Genomic DNA, 15,415 nt, shown 5'->3' with positions numbered 1-15,415 from the left:
GAAAAACGCCACATACCCTTCAACCACCGCGTTAACACGTCCGGCGGATACAGCCAGAATTACCCATCGTGAAATTTTTTGACAAACAGCCGTGCAGCTTTGCAAGAATGTTACACTCGCATGCCTGTCTGGCCGGGATTTGGCCAGAATCACTTCGCTGAGATTTAGTGAATGGTCGGGACGGCAAGATTCGAACTTGCGACCCCCTGTACCCAAAACAGGTGCGCTACCAGACTGCGCTACGCCCCGGACCGATGGCCTATCTAAATGCGATTACTTCGTTTGAAAAGCCCAAAAGCAATGCTTGGCAAATATCATCTTCAACATGGCCACGCGGCGGTTGCCGGATCAAAGGCCGGGTGCTGCAACTGCGCGCCCTTATCTATGCCAAAAACCTGCGCCATCCCACCATTGATTTCCAGAACCGCCAATATCCCGTCACCGCCCTGAATGGGGGTTTCGTCATGTGGTATGGCATTATGGTGGACATGCTGCACGGTGCCGGTCTCATCGACAAAGATCATGTCCAGCGGGATCAGCGTGTTTCGCATCCAGAACCCAACGACGCCGGGTTTGGGATAGACAAAAAGCATGCCCGCACTTTTGGGCATGCTTTCGCGATGCATCAGACCGCGGTTGCGCTCCTGCTCGTCATCGGCAATTTCAACGGTAAAGCGGGCGGTGCCCCAATCGCCGCGCAACAACACCTGGTCGTCACGACATTCACTGGCCGCAACACCCGTCCCGGCCAGCAAACATGTCAGAACAAACCCTAGTCGGCGTCCTTTACGGCCGTTTCCCATCCACATACCTCTGTTGCCATCCGTCCGCGCTTTCCTTCGATAACACGGATTGCCACGGCTTCACCGGGCTGTAAATCGGCCAAGCCTGACCGGCGCAACACTTCAATGTGAACAAAAACGTCTTCATCGCGGCCAAAGGTATTGGCAAATCCAAACCCTTTACCCTTATCGAACCACTTGACCCGCGCGGCCTCTAATTTGGCGGCACTGATCACCTCGGGATCGACATCGTCCAAATCCAGAAGCGTCGAGGCGATCGCATCCTCAGGCGGGTCGATCTGGTGCACTTCCACGGCCTGAACGCCGCGATCTGTATCTTGCACATCAATGACAATGCCAGCGCGATCCGCGACCGAACTCTGGCCGAAATTACGCAGCACATTTGCATGTAAAAGAATGTCCGGCCCACCTTCGTCAGAAACGACGAAACCAAACCCCTTAACGGGATCGAACCACTTGACCTGTCCTTTTACTCTGCGGGTACCTTCTGTCTCTTTTGTCACTTTGTCCTACCCAACAGTCTTCGTCCCCAAGACCTTAACAACTTTTGCGCCACTCGATGATCTCTTGCAAGCCCAAAATTTCTCTTTTACATTCAAACGTTTGCATTTTACGTGACGCGAACGTCACGGATTTAGGCGTGTTATTTGCCACGCGCTTTCCACTTCATCGCGCCGCCAAACAATACGATCATGCAATCTGAATGCCCCATCCGCCCAGAACTCAATCTCAACCGGGCGGATTCTAAAACCTCCCCAAAAGGATGGGCGCGGCGGATTTGCGCCCATTTTCGCGGTGACCTTTGCAACCTTGGCCATCAACGCCGCGCGGGACTTGAGCTCCTGGGACTGGTCCGATGCCCAAGCCCCCAACCGGCTCTGCAGAGAGCGGGAGGAATAATAGGCATCTGCCTTCTCGCCATCTTCCTTCTCGACATGTCCCCGCACGCGGATCTGACGGCGCAGTGATTTCCAATGCATCACAAACGCAGCCTTGCCTGAGGCGGATACTTCGCGCCCCTTCGCACTGCCGTAATTGGTATAGAATACAAACGCATCGTCTTCGACATCCTTCAACAGAACCATGCGCGCATTGGGCATGCCGTCGGCATCAACCGTCGACAAGGCAATGGCATTGGGATCGTTAGGTTCCGTGGATTCGGCTTCGGTCATCCATCGCTGAACAATGTCGAATGGGGATGTCCCCGCAAAAATTCCGTCGCGTTCCGTCATCTCTTCACTCGCTACAAGCTTCTCTCTCGCGCCTAGACTGCGCGACGCCACATTTCAAGGTTGCAATTGTTTCAATCAGAGGGCGTAAGCGGCGGTACGCCATGCCCTTGATGCCCCATCAGCAATGGCCTAAACACATAGTATAACAAAAAAATGGGCCGAGGGCACAGAATGTCAAATAATCTGATGGCGGGCAAACGTGGGGTCATTATGGGCCTCGCGAACGATAAATCCATCGCATGGGGCATCGCCAAGGCCTGCGCAGATGCGGGCGCCGAACTGGCCTTCACCTATATGGGCGATGCGTTCAAAAAACGGGTGGAGCCGCTGGCCGAGCAACTGGGTGTAACGAACCTCTTTGATTGTGATGTTTCTGATCCCGCTTCGATCGACGCGGCATTTGCCGCCATTCAGGAAAAATGGGGCAAGGTGGACTTTCTGGTCCATGCCATCGGGTTTTCCGACAAGAACGAATTGCGCGGGCGGTATGTGGACACCAGCCGCGACAATTTCCTGATGACGATGGATGTGTCGGTCTATTCTTTCACCGCGGTGGCGCAGCGCGCCGAAAAGATTATGCCGGATGGTGGTGCGATGCTGACCCTCACGTATTACGGCGCGGAACAGGTGATGCCGCATTATAATGTCATGGGCGTGGCCAAGGCGGCTCTTGAGGCATCTGTCAAATATCTGGCCGAGGATCTGGGCAAGGACGGCATCCGCGTCAACGCCATTTCCGCCGGCCCGATCAAAACGCTGGCCGCCAGCGGCATTGGTGACTTCCGCTACATCCTGAAATGGAACGAGTTGAATTCGCCGCTGCGCCGCAATGTGACCATTGATGATGTGGGCAACTCAGCGCTCTATCTGCTCAGCGATCTGGGCAGTGGCGTCACCGGCGAAAACCTGCATGTCGACGCGGGCTATCATATTGTCGGGATGAAGGCGGTGGACGCGCCCGATATCGACAAAAGCTGACACATCATGGAGATCACCCACCTCATCGCGTTTAACATCGCCCTTGCTGCGGCTTTGATCAGCCCCGGCCCTGCGATGTTGATGGCGGTGCGCACAACCCTTGCGTCGGGCCGTCGGGCGGGCATTCTTTTTGGCATCGGCCTGGGGCTGGTCGCCGCGGGCTGGACGGCGGCGGCGCTTTTGGGCCTCAACCTGATTTTCCAGATGTTCCCTTTTGCCTACACGGCACTGAAACTCATCGGGGCGGCTTATCTGATCTGGCTGGCGATCACGACATGGCGCCATGCCGCCGACCCGATTGAAACCAAGGGTGATGTCAGGTCCGGCAACCTGATTGTGGCCGGTGCGTTGGTCAACCTGGCCAATCCGAAATCAGTATTGTTCGCCTCGGCCGTGCTCCTGGTGATTTTCCCACCTGATATGGCCTTTGCGGGCAAGGCCATCGTTGTGCTGAACCAGTTTGTGGTTGAGGCGCTGGCCTATGCGATCTTTGCCACGGCGCTGTCGACACGTCCGGCGCGGGATGGTTTTTTGCGCCTCAAGCCCGTGTTTGACAGGATCACAGCCGCCGTATTGGGCGGGCTTGGCCTGCGCCTTTTGGCGGACCGGACACCGTAAGCGGAGACATTGACGATGAATGACCGACTGCCCCATGAAAAAGGGTTCCATGTCAGTTGGGACCAGCTGCACCGGGACGCGCGCGCACTGGCGTGGCGGCTGGATGGCCAGGGGCCGGACAATGGGGCGTGGAAGGCCGTTGTGGCCATCACCCGCGGCGGTATGGCCCCCGCGATGATCGTGGCGCGCGAGCTGGACATTCGGACGGTCGATACCATCAGCGTCAAAAGCTACAGCCATCAGGATCAGAGCGAAGCCAAGATCATCAAATCCCCGGATATGGATCTGATCGGAGATGGCGAAGGTGTGTTGGTGGTGGATGATCTGGTCGACACCGGGCGGACGCTGGAAGTGGTGCGCGCGGTGATGCCCAAGGCGCATGTGGCCACGGTCTATGCCAAACCCATGGGGCGCGAGCAGGTTCATAGCTTTATCACCGAGGTCAGTCAGGACACGTGGATTTTCTTTCCGTGGGACATGGCCCTGCAATATGTCGAGCCCTATCGCGGCACCTGAAATCTCTAGGAGCGTCTGATGTCCCTGCCCCGCACCGCCACAACGTTTTTCCCGCCCGTGATGGAGGCGCGCCGCTGGCTGGAGGGCGTGTCATTCCCGCCTGACCGTCCGCTGATCAATGTGAGCCAGGCCGCACCTGTCGATCCACCGCCCGAAGCCTTGCGTCAGGTGATCGCCGAGGCCGCCGTCAACACGCCTGAGGCGCATCTTTATGGCCCTGTTCTCGGGTTGCCCGATCTGCGTCAGGAAGTGGCTGATCAATGGTGCGCAGCCTATGGCGGTGAGATCACGGCGGGCAATGTGGCCATCACCTCCGGCTGTAATCAGGCCTTTTGCGCGGTCATCTCAACCCTCTGCGCAGAAGGGGATGAAGTAATCCTTCCAACCCCTTGGTATTTCAATCATAAAATGTGGCTGGATATCGTTGGTGTACAGTCTGTTGCGTTGCCCGCAGGCGCGGGTCTGCTGCCCGATCCCGACCGCGCCGCTGCACTGATCACACCACGAACCCGGGCGATATCGCTGGTGACCCCCAACAATCCAGGCGGCGTGGAATACCCCGCCGATCTGGTGCGCGCGTTCTATGAACTGGCCAAATCCCGGGGCATTACCCTTTTGGTCGATGAAACCTACCGCGATTTTGACGCCCGCTCGGGTGCGCCGCATGATCTCTTTGCCGATCCGGATTGGGATCAGACACTTGTGCAGCTTTATTCGTTTTCCAAAGCCTTCCGGCTGACCGGGCATCGCGTGGGCGCCATGGTCGCCGCCCCCGCCCGCCTGGCCGAGGCGGAAAAATTCCTCGATACCGTCACCATCTGCCCCAACCAGCTGGGACAGATTGCGGCCCTGTGGGGGATGCGGAACCTGACGCAATGGCTGGCGGGTGAACGTGACGAAATCCTCGACCGGCGCGCCGCGATCGAAGACAACATGCCCCGCTTGACCGCACAGGGTTGGCAATTGCTGGGATGCGGCGCTTATTTCGCCTATATGCAGCACCCGTTTGACATGGCGTCGGATGAAATGGCCAAACGGCTGGTATCCGAAGCCGGTGTTTTGCTGTTGCCGGGCACGATGTTCACCCCCGAGGGTGACGCCTCGGGCGCACGCCAGATGCGTGTGGCCTTTGCCAACGTTGATCGCACAGGGATCGGACAGCTTTTTGACCGCCTCACCGCACTGGACTGGCCCCTTGCCCCGGCTGCGGGCAACGCGTAGACAGACGCCCAACAATGGTTATCACACGCGTGCGCTGAAGCGCCGCCAAGGGGGGTCCCATGGCAGGTAAAAACGGTATTTCGAGAACGCTGGTCTGGATCCTGATGGGCCTGCTTATTCTTGGCCTGGGCGGGTTCGGGGCCACCAACCTGACTGGCATGGTGCACAGCGTTGCCTCTGTGGGTGAAACCGACATTACCGTGAACGAATACGCACAGGCCCTGCAGGCCGAAATCAGCGCGCTGGAAGCCGAACGGGGCGAGCGTGTCCGGTTTGCCCAGGCGCAGGCAGAAGGTGCCGATGCGGCCGCTTTGTCACAGCTGCTGGCCACCAGTTCGCTGGTCGAGGAAACCCGGCGGCTCGGCATTTCCATTGGTGATAACAACTTGGGTGAGCGTATCCGGGCAATCCCGGCCTTCACCGGTCTTGACGGAAACTTTGACCGCGAGGCCTATAGCTATGCGTTACAACAGGCGGGCATGCGGGAAGGCGAATTCGAACAGAGTTTTCGCGGTCAGGAGGCCAGCTCCCTGCTGCAAGCGGCCGTTTTGGCCGGTGTGAATACGTCCGATACCTATACCAACACGCTGCTGAAGTATCTGGCGGAAGAGCGGGACATCACCTGGGCCGTTCTGGACGAAAGCAGTCTGGAAACGCCGCCCGCGGCGCCCACCGATGACGCACTTGCGGCGTTTCACAGCGACAACCCGGTACTGTTCACCACGCCACAAACCAAGCGCATTACCTATGCATGGCTGACCCCTGAGATGATTATCGACACGGTCGAAGTGGCAGAAGAAGATCTGCGTGCGGCCTATGATGATCGCTCAGCCGAATTCAACCTGCCCGAACGACGCCTGGTAGAGCGGCTGGCCTTTGCAGATGAGACTGCAGCGACAACGGCACTGACCCAGATCACCAATGGCGAAACCACATTCGAAGCCGTGGTCGAAGGCCGGGGGCTGGACCTTGCGGATGTAGATCTGGGCGATGTGCGTCAGGGCGAGTTGGGCGCCGCGGATGAGGCGGTATTCGCCGCCGCCGCCGGGGACATCGTGGGCCCGATCGATACACCAATTGGTCCGGCACTTTTCCGGGTCAACGCCGTGTTGGAAGCCCAGGAAACCAGCTTTGAGGATGCACAGCCGATGCTGCGGGATGCCGTGGCCGCAGACCGCAGCCGACGGGTGATCGACGCACAGGTCGAAAGCGTGGATGACCTTCTGGCCGGGGGCGCAACCATCGAAGATCTCGGCCGCGAGACGGATATGCAGGTCGGTCAGATTGAGTGGCATCCGGGCGTCAGCGACGGTGTTGCTGCCTATATCGCCTTCCGCGCCGCCGCCGCCGCCGTCACCGATGCGGATTTCCCCGAAGTGGAACAGCTGGAAGATGACGGTATTTTCGCGCTGCGCCTTGACGAAGTTGTGCCACCCAGAGTGCAGCCGTTGGATGAGGTCCGCGAAGCGGCAACCGAGGCATGGCGCATGTCGCAGGTCGAAGAGGCATTGAATGCGCAGGTGCAGGCACAGGCCGCCGAACTGTCGTCGGGGACATCATTCGAAGAGCTTGGCATGAGCCCACAATCGGCCAGCGGGTTGAACCGGCGCGGCATTCAGGATGATGTGCCCATCGAGTTCACCGAAATCCTGTTTGCCATGGAAAAGGGCGATGTCGAACTGATCCAGGGGGGTGGCCGCGTGTTTGTGCTGCGCCTGGATGACGTGCGTGCGCCTGACCCTCAGGACGAGGATTTGGCCGTTCTGCGCCAAAGCATTCAGGATCAGACCGCCAACAGCATGTCACAGGATCTTTATCAGGCGCTGGCCAGCGATATTCGCAGCCGGATCGGCGTTGAGATCAATCAGCAAGCGCTGAACGCCGTTCACACCAATTTCCAGTAGGAGCGGCGCATCGTGGAATTGACGCCCAGTTTTGATGCTTTTGCCAAGGGCTTTGACGCCGGGCAAAATCAGGTGGTCTATGCCCGGCTCGCGGCTGATCTGGACACGCCTGTTTCGCTGATGCTCAAGCTGACCGAGGCCGCGCGTGATGCGTTCATGCTCGAATCCGTCACGGGCGGTGAGGTGCGCGGGCGCTATTCGATCATCGGCATGAAACCGGATGTGATCTGGCAGTGCCACGCAGAGGCGAGCCGCATCAACCGGCAGGCGCGGATCGATCCGGACAGTTTCGAGGCACAAGACGGTGCACCGCTGGATAACCTGCGCGCGCTGATTGCGGAATGTGCCATCGACCTGCCGGAAGATCTGCCTGCGGCCAGTGCCGGGCTTTTCGGCTATCTGGGCTATGACATGATCCGGCTGGTCGAGCATCTGCCGGATGTGAACCCTGACCCGCTTGGCCTTCCCGATGCGGTGATGTTGCGCCCGTCCGTCGTGGCGGTATTGGACGGCGTCAAGGGTGAGGTGATCATCGTCGCCCCCGCTTGGGCCAATTCCGGCCTGAACGCGCGGGCCGCCTATGCCCAGGCCGCCGAACGGGTGATGGATGCGATGCGCGATCTGGAACGCGCCCTGCCCCAGCAGGCCCGCGATCTGGGTGAGGCGCATGAGGATGCGCCACCGGTGTCGAACTTCACCAAGGACGCGTATAAAGACGCGGTAGAGAAGGCCAAGGAATACATCCGTGCGGGCGATATCTTTCAGGTCGTGCCGAGCCAGCGCTGGACGCAACCATTCCGCCAGCCGCCCTTCGCGCTCTATCGGTCGCTGCGCCGGACCAACCCGTCGCCCTTCATGTTCTATTTCAACTTCGGCGGTTTTCAGGTGGTGGGTGCCAGCCCCGAAATCCTCGTGCGGGTCTTCGGCGATGAGGTCACGATCCGGCCCATTGCGGGCACCCGCCCCCGTGGCGCCACACCCGAAGAAGACCGCGCCCATGAGGCCGATCTGATGGCCGACGGCAAAGAGCTGGCCGAGCATCTGATGCTACTCGATCTGGGCCGCAATGACGCAGGGCGCGTCAGCAAAATCGGTACCGTGCGCCCGACTGAAGAGTTTATCATCGAGCGCTACAGCCACGTAATGCATATCGTCTCGAACGTAGTTGGCGAGTTAGCCGAGGATCAGGACGCGCTGAGTGCCCTTCTGGCCGGTTTGCCCGCAGGTACGGTATCGGGCGCACCAAAGGTCCGCGCGATGGAGATCATCGACGAGCTGGAGCCGGAAAAGCGCGGCGTCTATGGCGGCGGCGTGGGGTATTTCAGCGCGGGCGGCGACATGGATGTCTGCATCGCGCTGCGCACCGCCGTGGTCAAGGACGAAAAGCTTTATATTCAGGCCGGTGGCGGCGTTGTCTATGACAGCGACCCGGAGGCGGAATATATGGAAACCGTGCATAAATCGAACGCCATCCGCCGGGCCGCTGCCGACGCGGCGCGCTTTACCGGATCAGGCAATTCCTGAGGTCCGGGTGGCCCGCATGATCCTCTTCAACAAACCCTTCGGCGTGTTGTCGCAATTTACTGACAAGGGCACTGAGGGCAGCAAACGTGAAACCCTGTCGGACTATATTGACGTGCCGGGCGTCTATGCCGCCGGTCGACTGGATCGTGACAGCGAAGGGCTCTTGGTACTGACCGATGACGGCAAACTGCAGGCCCGCATCGCCAACCCGCGCCACAAGACCACCAAGACCTATCTGGTGCAGGTCGAGGGCTTGCCGGATGAAGCCGCGCTGGATGCGTTGCGCCACGGCGTGACGCTCAAGGACGGCCCCACGCGACCCGCCGAGGTGCGGCGGATTGATCCGCCAGACCTCTGGCCGCGCACCCCGCCGGTGCGGTACCGCAAATCCGTGCCAGATTGCTGGCTGGAAATCACCATTTTCGAAGGGCGCAATCGGCAGGTGCGGCGCATGACGGCCCATGTGGGGCATCCCACGCTGCGTCTGGTGCGCTGGCGCGTGGGGGATTGGTCGCTCGACGGGTTGGAAACCGGGGCGTGGCGCGACGCCTGAGCGGTTATTGCGATTCCGCCGCCTCGTCGGATGTTTCCTGAACCGCCTCAACAGGCGCCAGCACGGCCGAAATAGGTGCGACAGCCACGCGGCTGGCCCGGTCCTGCAAGCCCCAGAGCAACAGCGCGCTGATGGTTTCTGCCCGCAGACGGCCCACCATGATCACGCCATTTTCCTCCTGCCCGGCCCGAAACGCGGCCTGATCCAGAAACCGGCGAATGACCGATGCGTTTTGCCCTTTGGCGTCAAAATCCCGGAACACGCTGGCCGATGGCACACCTTCGCGCGCGATCAGCTTTTGCGCCGTATTGAGTCCGTTGGGGAACATCACCGCGCCATGGCCCGTGTCGCTCAAGATCTTGGCCAGTTGCTCGCTGGCGGCGCGGCTGGATTGTAACCCGGTGCCTTCGCCCTCCATCACGGCAACGGCCTGGGGTACCCGATCCAGATAGGTCTGCATCGCCACTTCCGTGTCCGTGGCGGCCGCCCCTTCGGGCAGGTTGACCATGGCCAACACTTCAAACCCCGCATCGCGGTAATCCTTCATGGCATCGCCCGCGCCATCCCAGCCCGTGTCGATCGCAAAGTTCAGCGGGTATGGAAAGCTTTTGAGCGCATCGAGGCCAATCGGGCTCTTGCCATCATCGATCAGGACAATCGACATCAGCGGTTTCTGATCCGGGTTCTCAAACGCCGCCGCGAAGCGTTTCAGCGGCGGCAGGTCTGACGCATCCGGCGTGGGCGTCTCCGGCGTGGCGCCATCCCCGGCAATCGCCTCTTCCGCGGTTGTCTCTGGCTCATCCGTTACTGACGGCAAGCGCCCGGTGGTGACATTCTTGGCGATGTTATTGATCGTGCTGGATGAGGTTTCGGGCTCGGCAAGGGCCACGACATCCTCTTTGGGGGCATCTTCCTCGGCCACGGGCTCCTGCGGAGGTGTTTCGGCATCCGCATCCGGAACCGTCTCTGGCGTCGAGGTGACGGCCACCTTGGGTGCTGTCTCTGTTGCGGCGTCATCTCTTGCGTCTGATGGTGCGATCTCCGGCGCGCCGAGGTTGGACGTATCATCCGCCGGGGCCTGAGGTGCCACAATATCGTCCTGCACATCCAGAGTTGCGACCTCTGGTGCGGTCTCCTCGGTTTCGGAGGTGGCCTCATCGGAGGTGTCCGCCGTTTCGGTGGCCGTGTCTGTTGATGTCTCTGTTGTGGTCTCGGCTTCGGCCTCTTCGACAACTTCTTCCGCAGTGGTGGTTTCCTCTGCCGTCTGCGCCACAGTCTCACCATTGCTATCGCCAGCGCTATCCGCAGCCGCTTCGTCCGACGCCCCACCCTCTTCCGGGTTTTCCACCGCGAAGGCGCTGTCTTCTCCGGTAATGTCCGGCTGCACCGGTTGCGCCGGTTCGGTCGAGATCGACAATTCTTCTTCCGTGCTCGGGGCTTCTGGCGCGGTGGCCTGCAGGCTGGGCTGTGCTGGCGCTTCGCTGCCAACCGCCACGGTGCCCGCGCTTTCATCCGCCTCGGGGGCCGCCATTGTGTCTTCGGCACTGCCGGCTTCGGGTTGGGCTACACCGGCCACATCATCGGTTTCTACGGTGCTCAGGTCATCCGCTGCGGGTGGCTCGATCCGGGCAACATCCCCCGCATCCGGCGTATCAGCGGCCTCTGGCAGATCAGCCTGCGTATCATCGCGCGCCTGATCAAATTCGGTGCCTGCGGGAACCTCCACGGATGTTGTTTCCGGCGCGCCAACGCCCGGTATCTCGGTCATTACCGACGCCGTGCCCACAACAAGCCCCGAGACCACCGCCCCGGCGACCATGCCTGATAAAGTTCCGCGTGCCACTGCCTTTGCCCCTCTATTTGCCTTTTTACCAGCTTTGCGCCCCTTGACGCTGCCCTGCAACCCTGAACAAGTATAGCGCGACCCTATATGGGGCCTCCAGCCCCTAAAACGTAAGGACTGGCAAAATGCTGCTCTTGATCGATAACTATGACAGTTTCACCTATAATCTCGTGCATTATGTGGGCGAATTGGGGGCGGATGTGGTTGTGCGCCGCAATGATGCGCTCAACGTGCAGGAAGCGATGGGCATGAACCCCGACGGTATCCTGCTGAGCCCCGGCCCGTGTGACCCGGATCAGGCGGGCATTTGCTTGGCGCTGGTCGAGGCGGCAGCCGAGACAAAAACACCGCTTCTGGGCGTCTGTTTGGGCCATCAGGCCATCGGGCAGGCCTTTGGCGGCACCGTCATGCGACATTCCGAGATCGTGCATGGCAAGATGGGCAATATGCATCACAAGGGTACGGGTGTTTTCGCCGGATTGCCCTCGCCCTTTGAGGCAACGCGTTACCATTCGTTGGTTGTAGACCGTGACAGCCTGCCGGACGTGCTGGAGGTGAATGCCGAGCTGGAAGACGGCACCATCATGGGGCTGCGGCACCGCGAATTGCCGATTCACGGCGTTCAGTTTCATCCGGAATCGATTGCGTCCCAACACGGGCATGCGCTGTTGAAAAACTTCCTCGAAACAATGCCCGGCTTCACACCGAAAGCCGTGAAGGTGCCTGCATGAACCACGACATCAAGCCGCTGATCGGGGCGGCGGCAGATCGCCCGTTGACCCGGGATGAGGCCGAATCGGCCTTCAATACCCTCTTTGAAGGTCAGGCAACCCCGAGCCAGATCGGTGGCTTGTTGATGGCTCTGCGCACGCGCGGGGAAACGGTGGATGAATATGCCGCCGCCGCGGCTGTGATGCGCGCCAAATGCAACGCCGTTGATGCGCCCGCAGATGCGATTGATATCGTCGGTACCGGCGGTGACGGCAAGGGTACATTGAACATCTCAACCGCGACGGCCTTTGTGGTCGCAGGTGCGGGCGTGACCGTCGCGAAACACGGCAACCGCAATCTCAGCTCCAAATCGGGTGCTGCGGATGCTCTGGGCCAGATGGGTGTGAATGTGATGGTGGGCGCAGACGTCGTTGAACGCGCGCTGGCCGAGGTTGGCATCGCCTTCATGATGGCGCCGATGCACCACCCGGCGATTGCGCATGTGATGCCCACCCGGGCGGAGCTTGGCACCCGCACGATCTTCAATATTCTTGGACCTCTGACCAATCCGGCGGGTGTCAAACGCCAACTGACCGGCGCTTTTTCACGCGAGATGATCCGCCCCATGGCCGAAACGCTTGGTCAGCTGGGGTCGGAACGCGCGTGGCTGGTGCATGGCAGCGATGGCACGGACGAATTGACCATTACCGGCGTCAGCTGGGTCAGCGCGCTTGAGATCGATGGCAGCGTGCGGGATCTGGAAGTGCATCCCGAAGAGTTTGGCCTGCCTGTGCATCCGTTCGACGATATTCTGGGCGGCACACCGGAAGAAAACGGCGTCGCGTTCCGCGCGCTTCTTGAAGGCACCCAAGGGGCTTACCGAGACGCAGTATTGCTCAACGCTGCGGCTGCGCTGGTTGTGGCCGACGCGGCACCGGATTTGAAATCGGGCGTTGAAATGGCCGCCCAGAGCATCGACAGTGGGGCGGCGCTTGCCAAGATCAACGCCCTTGCCACCCTGACATCGGAGGCCGCATGAGCACGCCCACCATTTTGGAAAAAATCAAGGCTTACAAGCTGGATGAAGTGGCCGCAGCGAAGGCGGAAACCCCTCTGGAGGCGGTGGAAGCCGCAGCCCGCGAGGCGGATCCTGTGCGCGGGTTCATGGATGCGCTGCGCACGGCGTCACAGCCCGGTTATGGCCTGATCGCCGAAATCAAAAAAGCCAGCCCTTCCAAAGGCTTGATCCGCGATGACTTTGATCCTGCAACACTGGCCGAGGCCTATGCCAGCGGCGGTGCGGCCTGTCTTTCGGTGCTGACGGATACGCCCAGTTTTCAGGGCGCAAAAGAATTCCTGCCCGCCGCCCGGGCAGCGTGCGATCTGCCGGTCTTGCGCAAAGACTTTATGTATGATCCCTATCAGGTTGCCGAAGCACGTGCCCTCGGCGCGGATTGCATCCTAATTATCATGGCCAGCGTCGATGACAGCCAGGCCGCTGAATTGGAAGACGCGGCGGTTCATTGGGGCATGGATGTGCTGATCGAAGTGCATAACCAGCCCGAACTGGAACGCGCAGCGACCCTGAAATCACCCATGATCGGCATCAATAACCGCGATCTGAATACGTTTGAAACCACGCTGGATACCACGCGCCACCTGTCGAAACTTGTGCCCGTGGACCGGATGATTGTCTGCGAAAGCGGCTTGGCGACGCGCGAAGATCTGGCCGATATGGCCCGCTATGGCGCGCGCAGCTTCCTCATCGGTGAAACGCTGATGCGCGCGGATGACGTGGCCGCAGCCACCCGTGATCTGCTCAGCGCGCCTTTGACGCCCGGGGGGATGTAAATGGCCGGCCTCACGCATTTTGACGGCAAGGGCGATGCCCATATGGTTGATGTCTCCGACAAGGCGGTGACGGACCGTGTCGCGGTGGCGGCAAGTCACATCAAGATGCAGCGAGAAACCTTTGATATCATTGCAGAAGGTCGCGCCAAAAAGGGCGATGTTTTGTCGGTGGCACGGCTGGCGGGCATAATGGGCGCCAAGAAAACCGCTGATCTTATCCCGCTTTGCCATCCGCTGCCGATCACCAAGGTCACCGTTGATATGATGCTTGATCCCGACCTGCCCGGCGTGGCGATCGAGGCCACCGTCAAAACCACCGGTCAAACCGGCGTCGAGATGGAAGCGCTCACCGCTGCCAGCGTCGCCGCATTGACCGTTTATGACATGTGCAAGGCGGTAGACCGCGGCATGGAAATCGGCGCCACCCGTGTCATTCTGAAAGATGGTGGAAAATCAGGGCGGTACGAAGCGACATGATCACTGTCGAAGAGGCGCAGGAGCATCTGTTTGCGCTGGCCCGTGCATTGCCAACGGAAAGCGTGTCGCTCACCGAGGCCTCGGGGCGGGTTTTGGCAGAAGACGCCATTGCAACCCGCGATCAACCGCCTTTTGCCGCCTCCGCCATGGATGGATATGCCGTGCACGGCGACGCGGCCACCGTTGGGGCCACCTTCAACGTCATCGGCGAGGCTGCAGCGGGTCATGGGTTTGATGGCACATGTGGCCCGGGCGATGCCGTGCGGATATTCACCGGTGCGCCTGTGCCAGAAGGTGCCACCCGCGTGGTCATTCAGGAAGATGTTGACCGGCATGGAGATCAGATTACCCTGACTGACCGCCTGGGCGGCGGCGATAATATCCGCCCCGCGGGCGCTGATTTCCGCATAGGTGACGCGTTGGCCGCACCACGTGTCCTGCGCCCGTCCGACATTGCGCTCTTGGCCTCGATGAATATTGCTGCGGTGCAGGTGACGCGCCGCCCGTCCGTCGCGTTGATTTCGACCGGGGATGAGCTGGTTATGCCGGGTGAGAACCCCGGCCCGGACCAGATTATTGCGTCAAACACCTTTGGCTTGAAAGCCATGTTGGATGCGGCGGGGGCACAGGCGCGCATCCTGCCCATTGCTGGGGACAGCCGCCCGCTTCTGGAAACCGCTTTTGCCCTTGCGGCAGACGCTGATCTGATCATCACCATCGGGGGCGCGTCCGTGGGTGATCATGATCTGGTCGGAGATGTAGCCGCATCCCTGGGAATGGATCGCGCGTTCTACAAGATTGCAATGCGCCCCGGCAAACCGCTGATGGCCGGGAAGATGGCTGGTGATCAAGGCGACGCGATGATGATTGGCCTGCCCGGCAACCCGGTATCCGCCATGGTGTGCGGCCATGTTTTTGTGGTGCCGGTCATTCGCGCGATGCTGGGTCTGGGGGCGGCACCGTTGCCCCGCCGCCGCGCTGTGCTGGCCGCACCGCTGCCGGAAAACGGCCCGCGGGAACATTACATGCGCGCTTTTGTCGACGGTGACCAGATCCGGGCCGAAACCCGGCAGGACAGCGCCTTGCTGACTGTTCTGGCCGATGCCAATGCGCTTTTGATCCGGCCTGTTGCCGATGATGCGCGCGCCGTGGGCGATACGGTTGAGTACATCCCGATTTAGCGA

16 protein-coding genes and 1 tRNA gene are annotated in these 15,415 nt (G+C 60.4%); 12 read left to right on the top strand and 5 right to left on the bottom strand.

Annotation, left to right across the window (positions count from 1 at the left end):
• Nucleotides 1-172: 172 nt before the first annotated feature.
• From ACZ1HJ_RS13455 to pdxH, 4 genes are all read right to left on the bottom strand, one after another.
• Nucleotides 173-249, bottom strand: a tRNA-Pro gene (locus tag ACZ1HJ_RS13455).
• Nucleotides 250-320: 71 nt separating this feature from the next.
• Nucleotides 321-803: a DUF192 domain-containing protein gene (locus tag ACZ1HJ_RS13450; protein ID WP_472719168.1), complete on the bottom strand. Its 483-nt coding sequence runs from the start codon at nt 801-803 to the stop codon at nt 321-323.
• A complete protein-coding gene (locus ACZ1HJ_RS13445; protein ID WP_472719167.1) occupies nt 773-1,306 on the bottom strand; it encodes a cold-shock protein in 534 nt (177 codons plus the stop codon). The genes ACZ1HJ_RS13450 and ACZ1HJ_RS13445 overlap by 31 nt, the downstream gene beginning before the upstream one ends.
• 123 nt (nt 1,307-1,429) lie before the next feature.
• Complete coding sequence (gene pdxH, locus ACZ1HJ_RS13440) at nt 1,430-2,035, bottom strand: pyridoxamine 5'-phosphate oxidase (protein ID WP_472719166.1); 606 nt, start codon at nt 2,033-2,035, stop codon at nt 1,430-1,432.
• Nucleotides 2,036-2,206: 171 nt separating this feature from the next.
• Here pdxH and fabI point away from each other — a divergent pair, with 171 nt between their 5' ends.
• Genes fabI through ACZ1HJ_RS13405 form a run of 7 tightly spaced genes read left to right on the top strand, consistent with a single transcriptional unit; the run spans nt 2,207 to nt 9,349 of the window.
• A complete protein-coding gene (fabI, locus tag ACZ1HJ_RS13435) occupies nt 2,207-3,013 on the top strand; it encodes an enoyl-ACP reductase FabI (RefSeq protein WP_472719165.1) in 807 nt (268 codons plus the stop codon).
• Nucleotides 3,014-3,019: 6 nt separating this feature from the next.
• Nucleotides 3,020-3,631 carry a LysE family translocator gene (locus ACZ1HJ_RS13430; protein WP_472719164.1) on the top strand — a complete coding sequence of 204 codons (612 nt, stop codon included), beginning with the start codon at nt 3,020-3,022 and terminating at the stop codon, nt 3,629-3,631.
• Between the two features lie 15 nt (nt 3,632-3,646).
• Entirely contained in the window at nt 3,647-4,147 is a 501-nt protein-coding gene (gpt, locus tag ACZ1HJ_RS13425; protein WP_472719163.1) for a xanthine phosphoribosyltransferase, read from the top strand.
• Nucleotides 4,148-4,165: 18 nt separating this feature from the next.
• Nucleotides 4,166-5,368, top strand: a complete 1,203-nt coding sequence (locus ACZ1HJ_RS13420; protein WP_472719162.1) for an aminotransferase — start codon at nt 4,166-4,168, stop codon at nt 5,366-5,368.
• Between the two features lie 59 nt (nt 5,369-5,427).
• A complete protein-coding gene (locus ACZ1HJ_RS13415) occupies nt 5,428-7,272 on the top strand; it encodes a peptidyl-prolyl cis-trans isomerase (protein ID WP_472719161.1) in 1,845 nt (614 codons plus the stop codon).
• Nucleotides 7,273-7,284: 12 nt separating this feature from the next.
• A complete protein-coding gene (gene trpE / locus ACZ1HJ_RS13410; protein ID WP_472719160.1) occupies nt 7,285-8,796 on the top strand; it encodes an anthranilate synthase component I in 1,512 nt (503 codons plus the stop codon).
• A 7-nt stretch (nt 8,797-8,803) separates the two neighbouring features.
• Nucleotides 8,804-9,349: a pseudouridine synthase gene (locus ACZ1HJ_RS13405; protein ID WP_472719159.1), complete on the top strand. Its 546-nt coding sequence runs from the start codon at nt 8,804-8,806 to the stop codon at nt 9,347-9,349.
• A gap of 4 nt (nt 9,350-9,353) precedes the next feature.
• On the opposite strand, the gene ACZ1HJ_RS13400 is transcribed toward ACZ1HJ_RS13405, so the two are convergent.
• The gene (locus ACZ1HJ_RS13400) at nt 9,354-11,192 is read right to left on the bottom strand and encodes a divergent polysaccharide deacetylase family protein (RefSeq protein ID WP_472719158.1); all 1,839 of its coding nucleotides are present in this window, start codon (nt 11,190-11,192) and stop codon (nt 9,354-9,356) included.
• Nucleotides 11,193-11,317: 125 nt separating this feature from the next.
• Between ACZ1HJ_RS13400 and ACZ1HJ_RS13395 the strand changes: the two genes are divergently transcribed.
• Genes ACZ1HJ_RS13395 through ACZ1HJ_RS13375 form a run of 5 tightly spaced genes read left to right on the top strand, consistent with a single transcriptional unit; the run spans nt 11,318 to nt 15,412 of the window.
• Nucleotides 11,318-11,923, top strand: coding sequence for an anthranilate synthase component II (locus ACZ1HJ_RS13395; RefSeq protein WP_472719157.1), 606 nt, complete (start codon nt 11,318-11,320; stop codon nt 11,921-11,923).
• Entirely contained in the window at nt 11,920-12,942 is a 1,023-nt protein-coding gene (trpD, locus tag ACZ1HJ_RS13390) for an anthranilate phosphoribosyltransferase (protein WP_472719156.1), read from the top strand. Before ACZ1HJ_RS13395 ends, trpD begins: the two co-directional genes overlap by 4 nt.
• Nucleotides 12,939-13,754 (top strand): indole-3-glycerol phosphate synthase TrpC, encoded by an 816-nt coding sequence (gene trpC / locus ACZ1HJ_RS13385; RefSeq protein WP_472719155.1) that lies wholly within the window; start codon nt 12,939-12,941, stop codon nt 13,752-13,754. The genes trpD and trpC overlap by 4 nt, the downstream gene beginning before the upstream one ends.
• Nucleotides 13,755-14,231 carry a cyclic pyranopterin monophosphate synthase MoaC gene (gene moaC, locus ACZ1HJ_RS13380; protein ID WP_472719154.1) on the top strand — a complete coding sequence of 159 codons (477 nt, stop codon included), beginning with the start codon at nt 13,755-13,757 and terminating at the stop codon, nt 14,229-14,231.
• Nucleotides 14,228-15,412: a molybdopterin molybdotransferase MoeA gene (locus tag ACZ1HJ_RS13375; RefSeq protein ID WP_472719153.1), complete on the top strand. Its 1,185-nt coding sequence runs from the start codon at nt 14,228-14,230 to the stop codon at nt 15,410-15,412. Before moaC ends, ACZ1HJ_RS13375 begins: the two co-directional genes overlap by 4 nt.
• The last annotated feature ends 3 nt before the right edge of the window (nt 15,413-15,415 follow it).

The sequence above is a fragment of the Roseovarius sp. JB2-10 genome, assembly GCF_055693585.1.
This window is presented reverse-complemented; position numbering and strand designations above follow the sequence as displayed.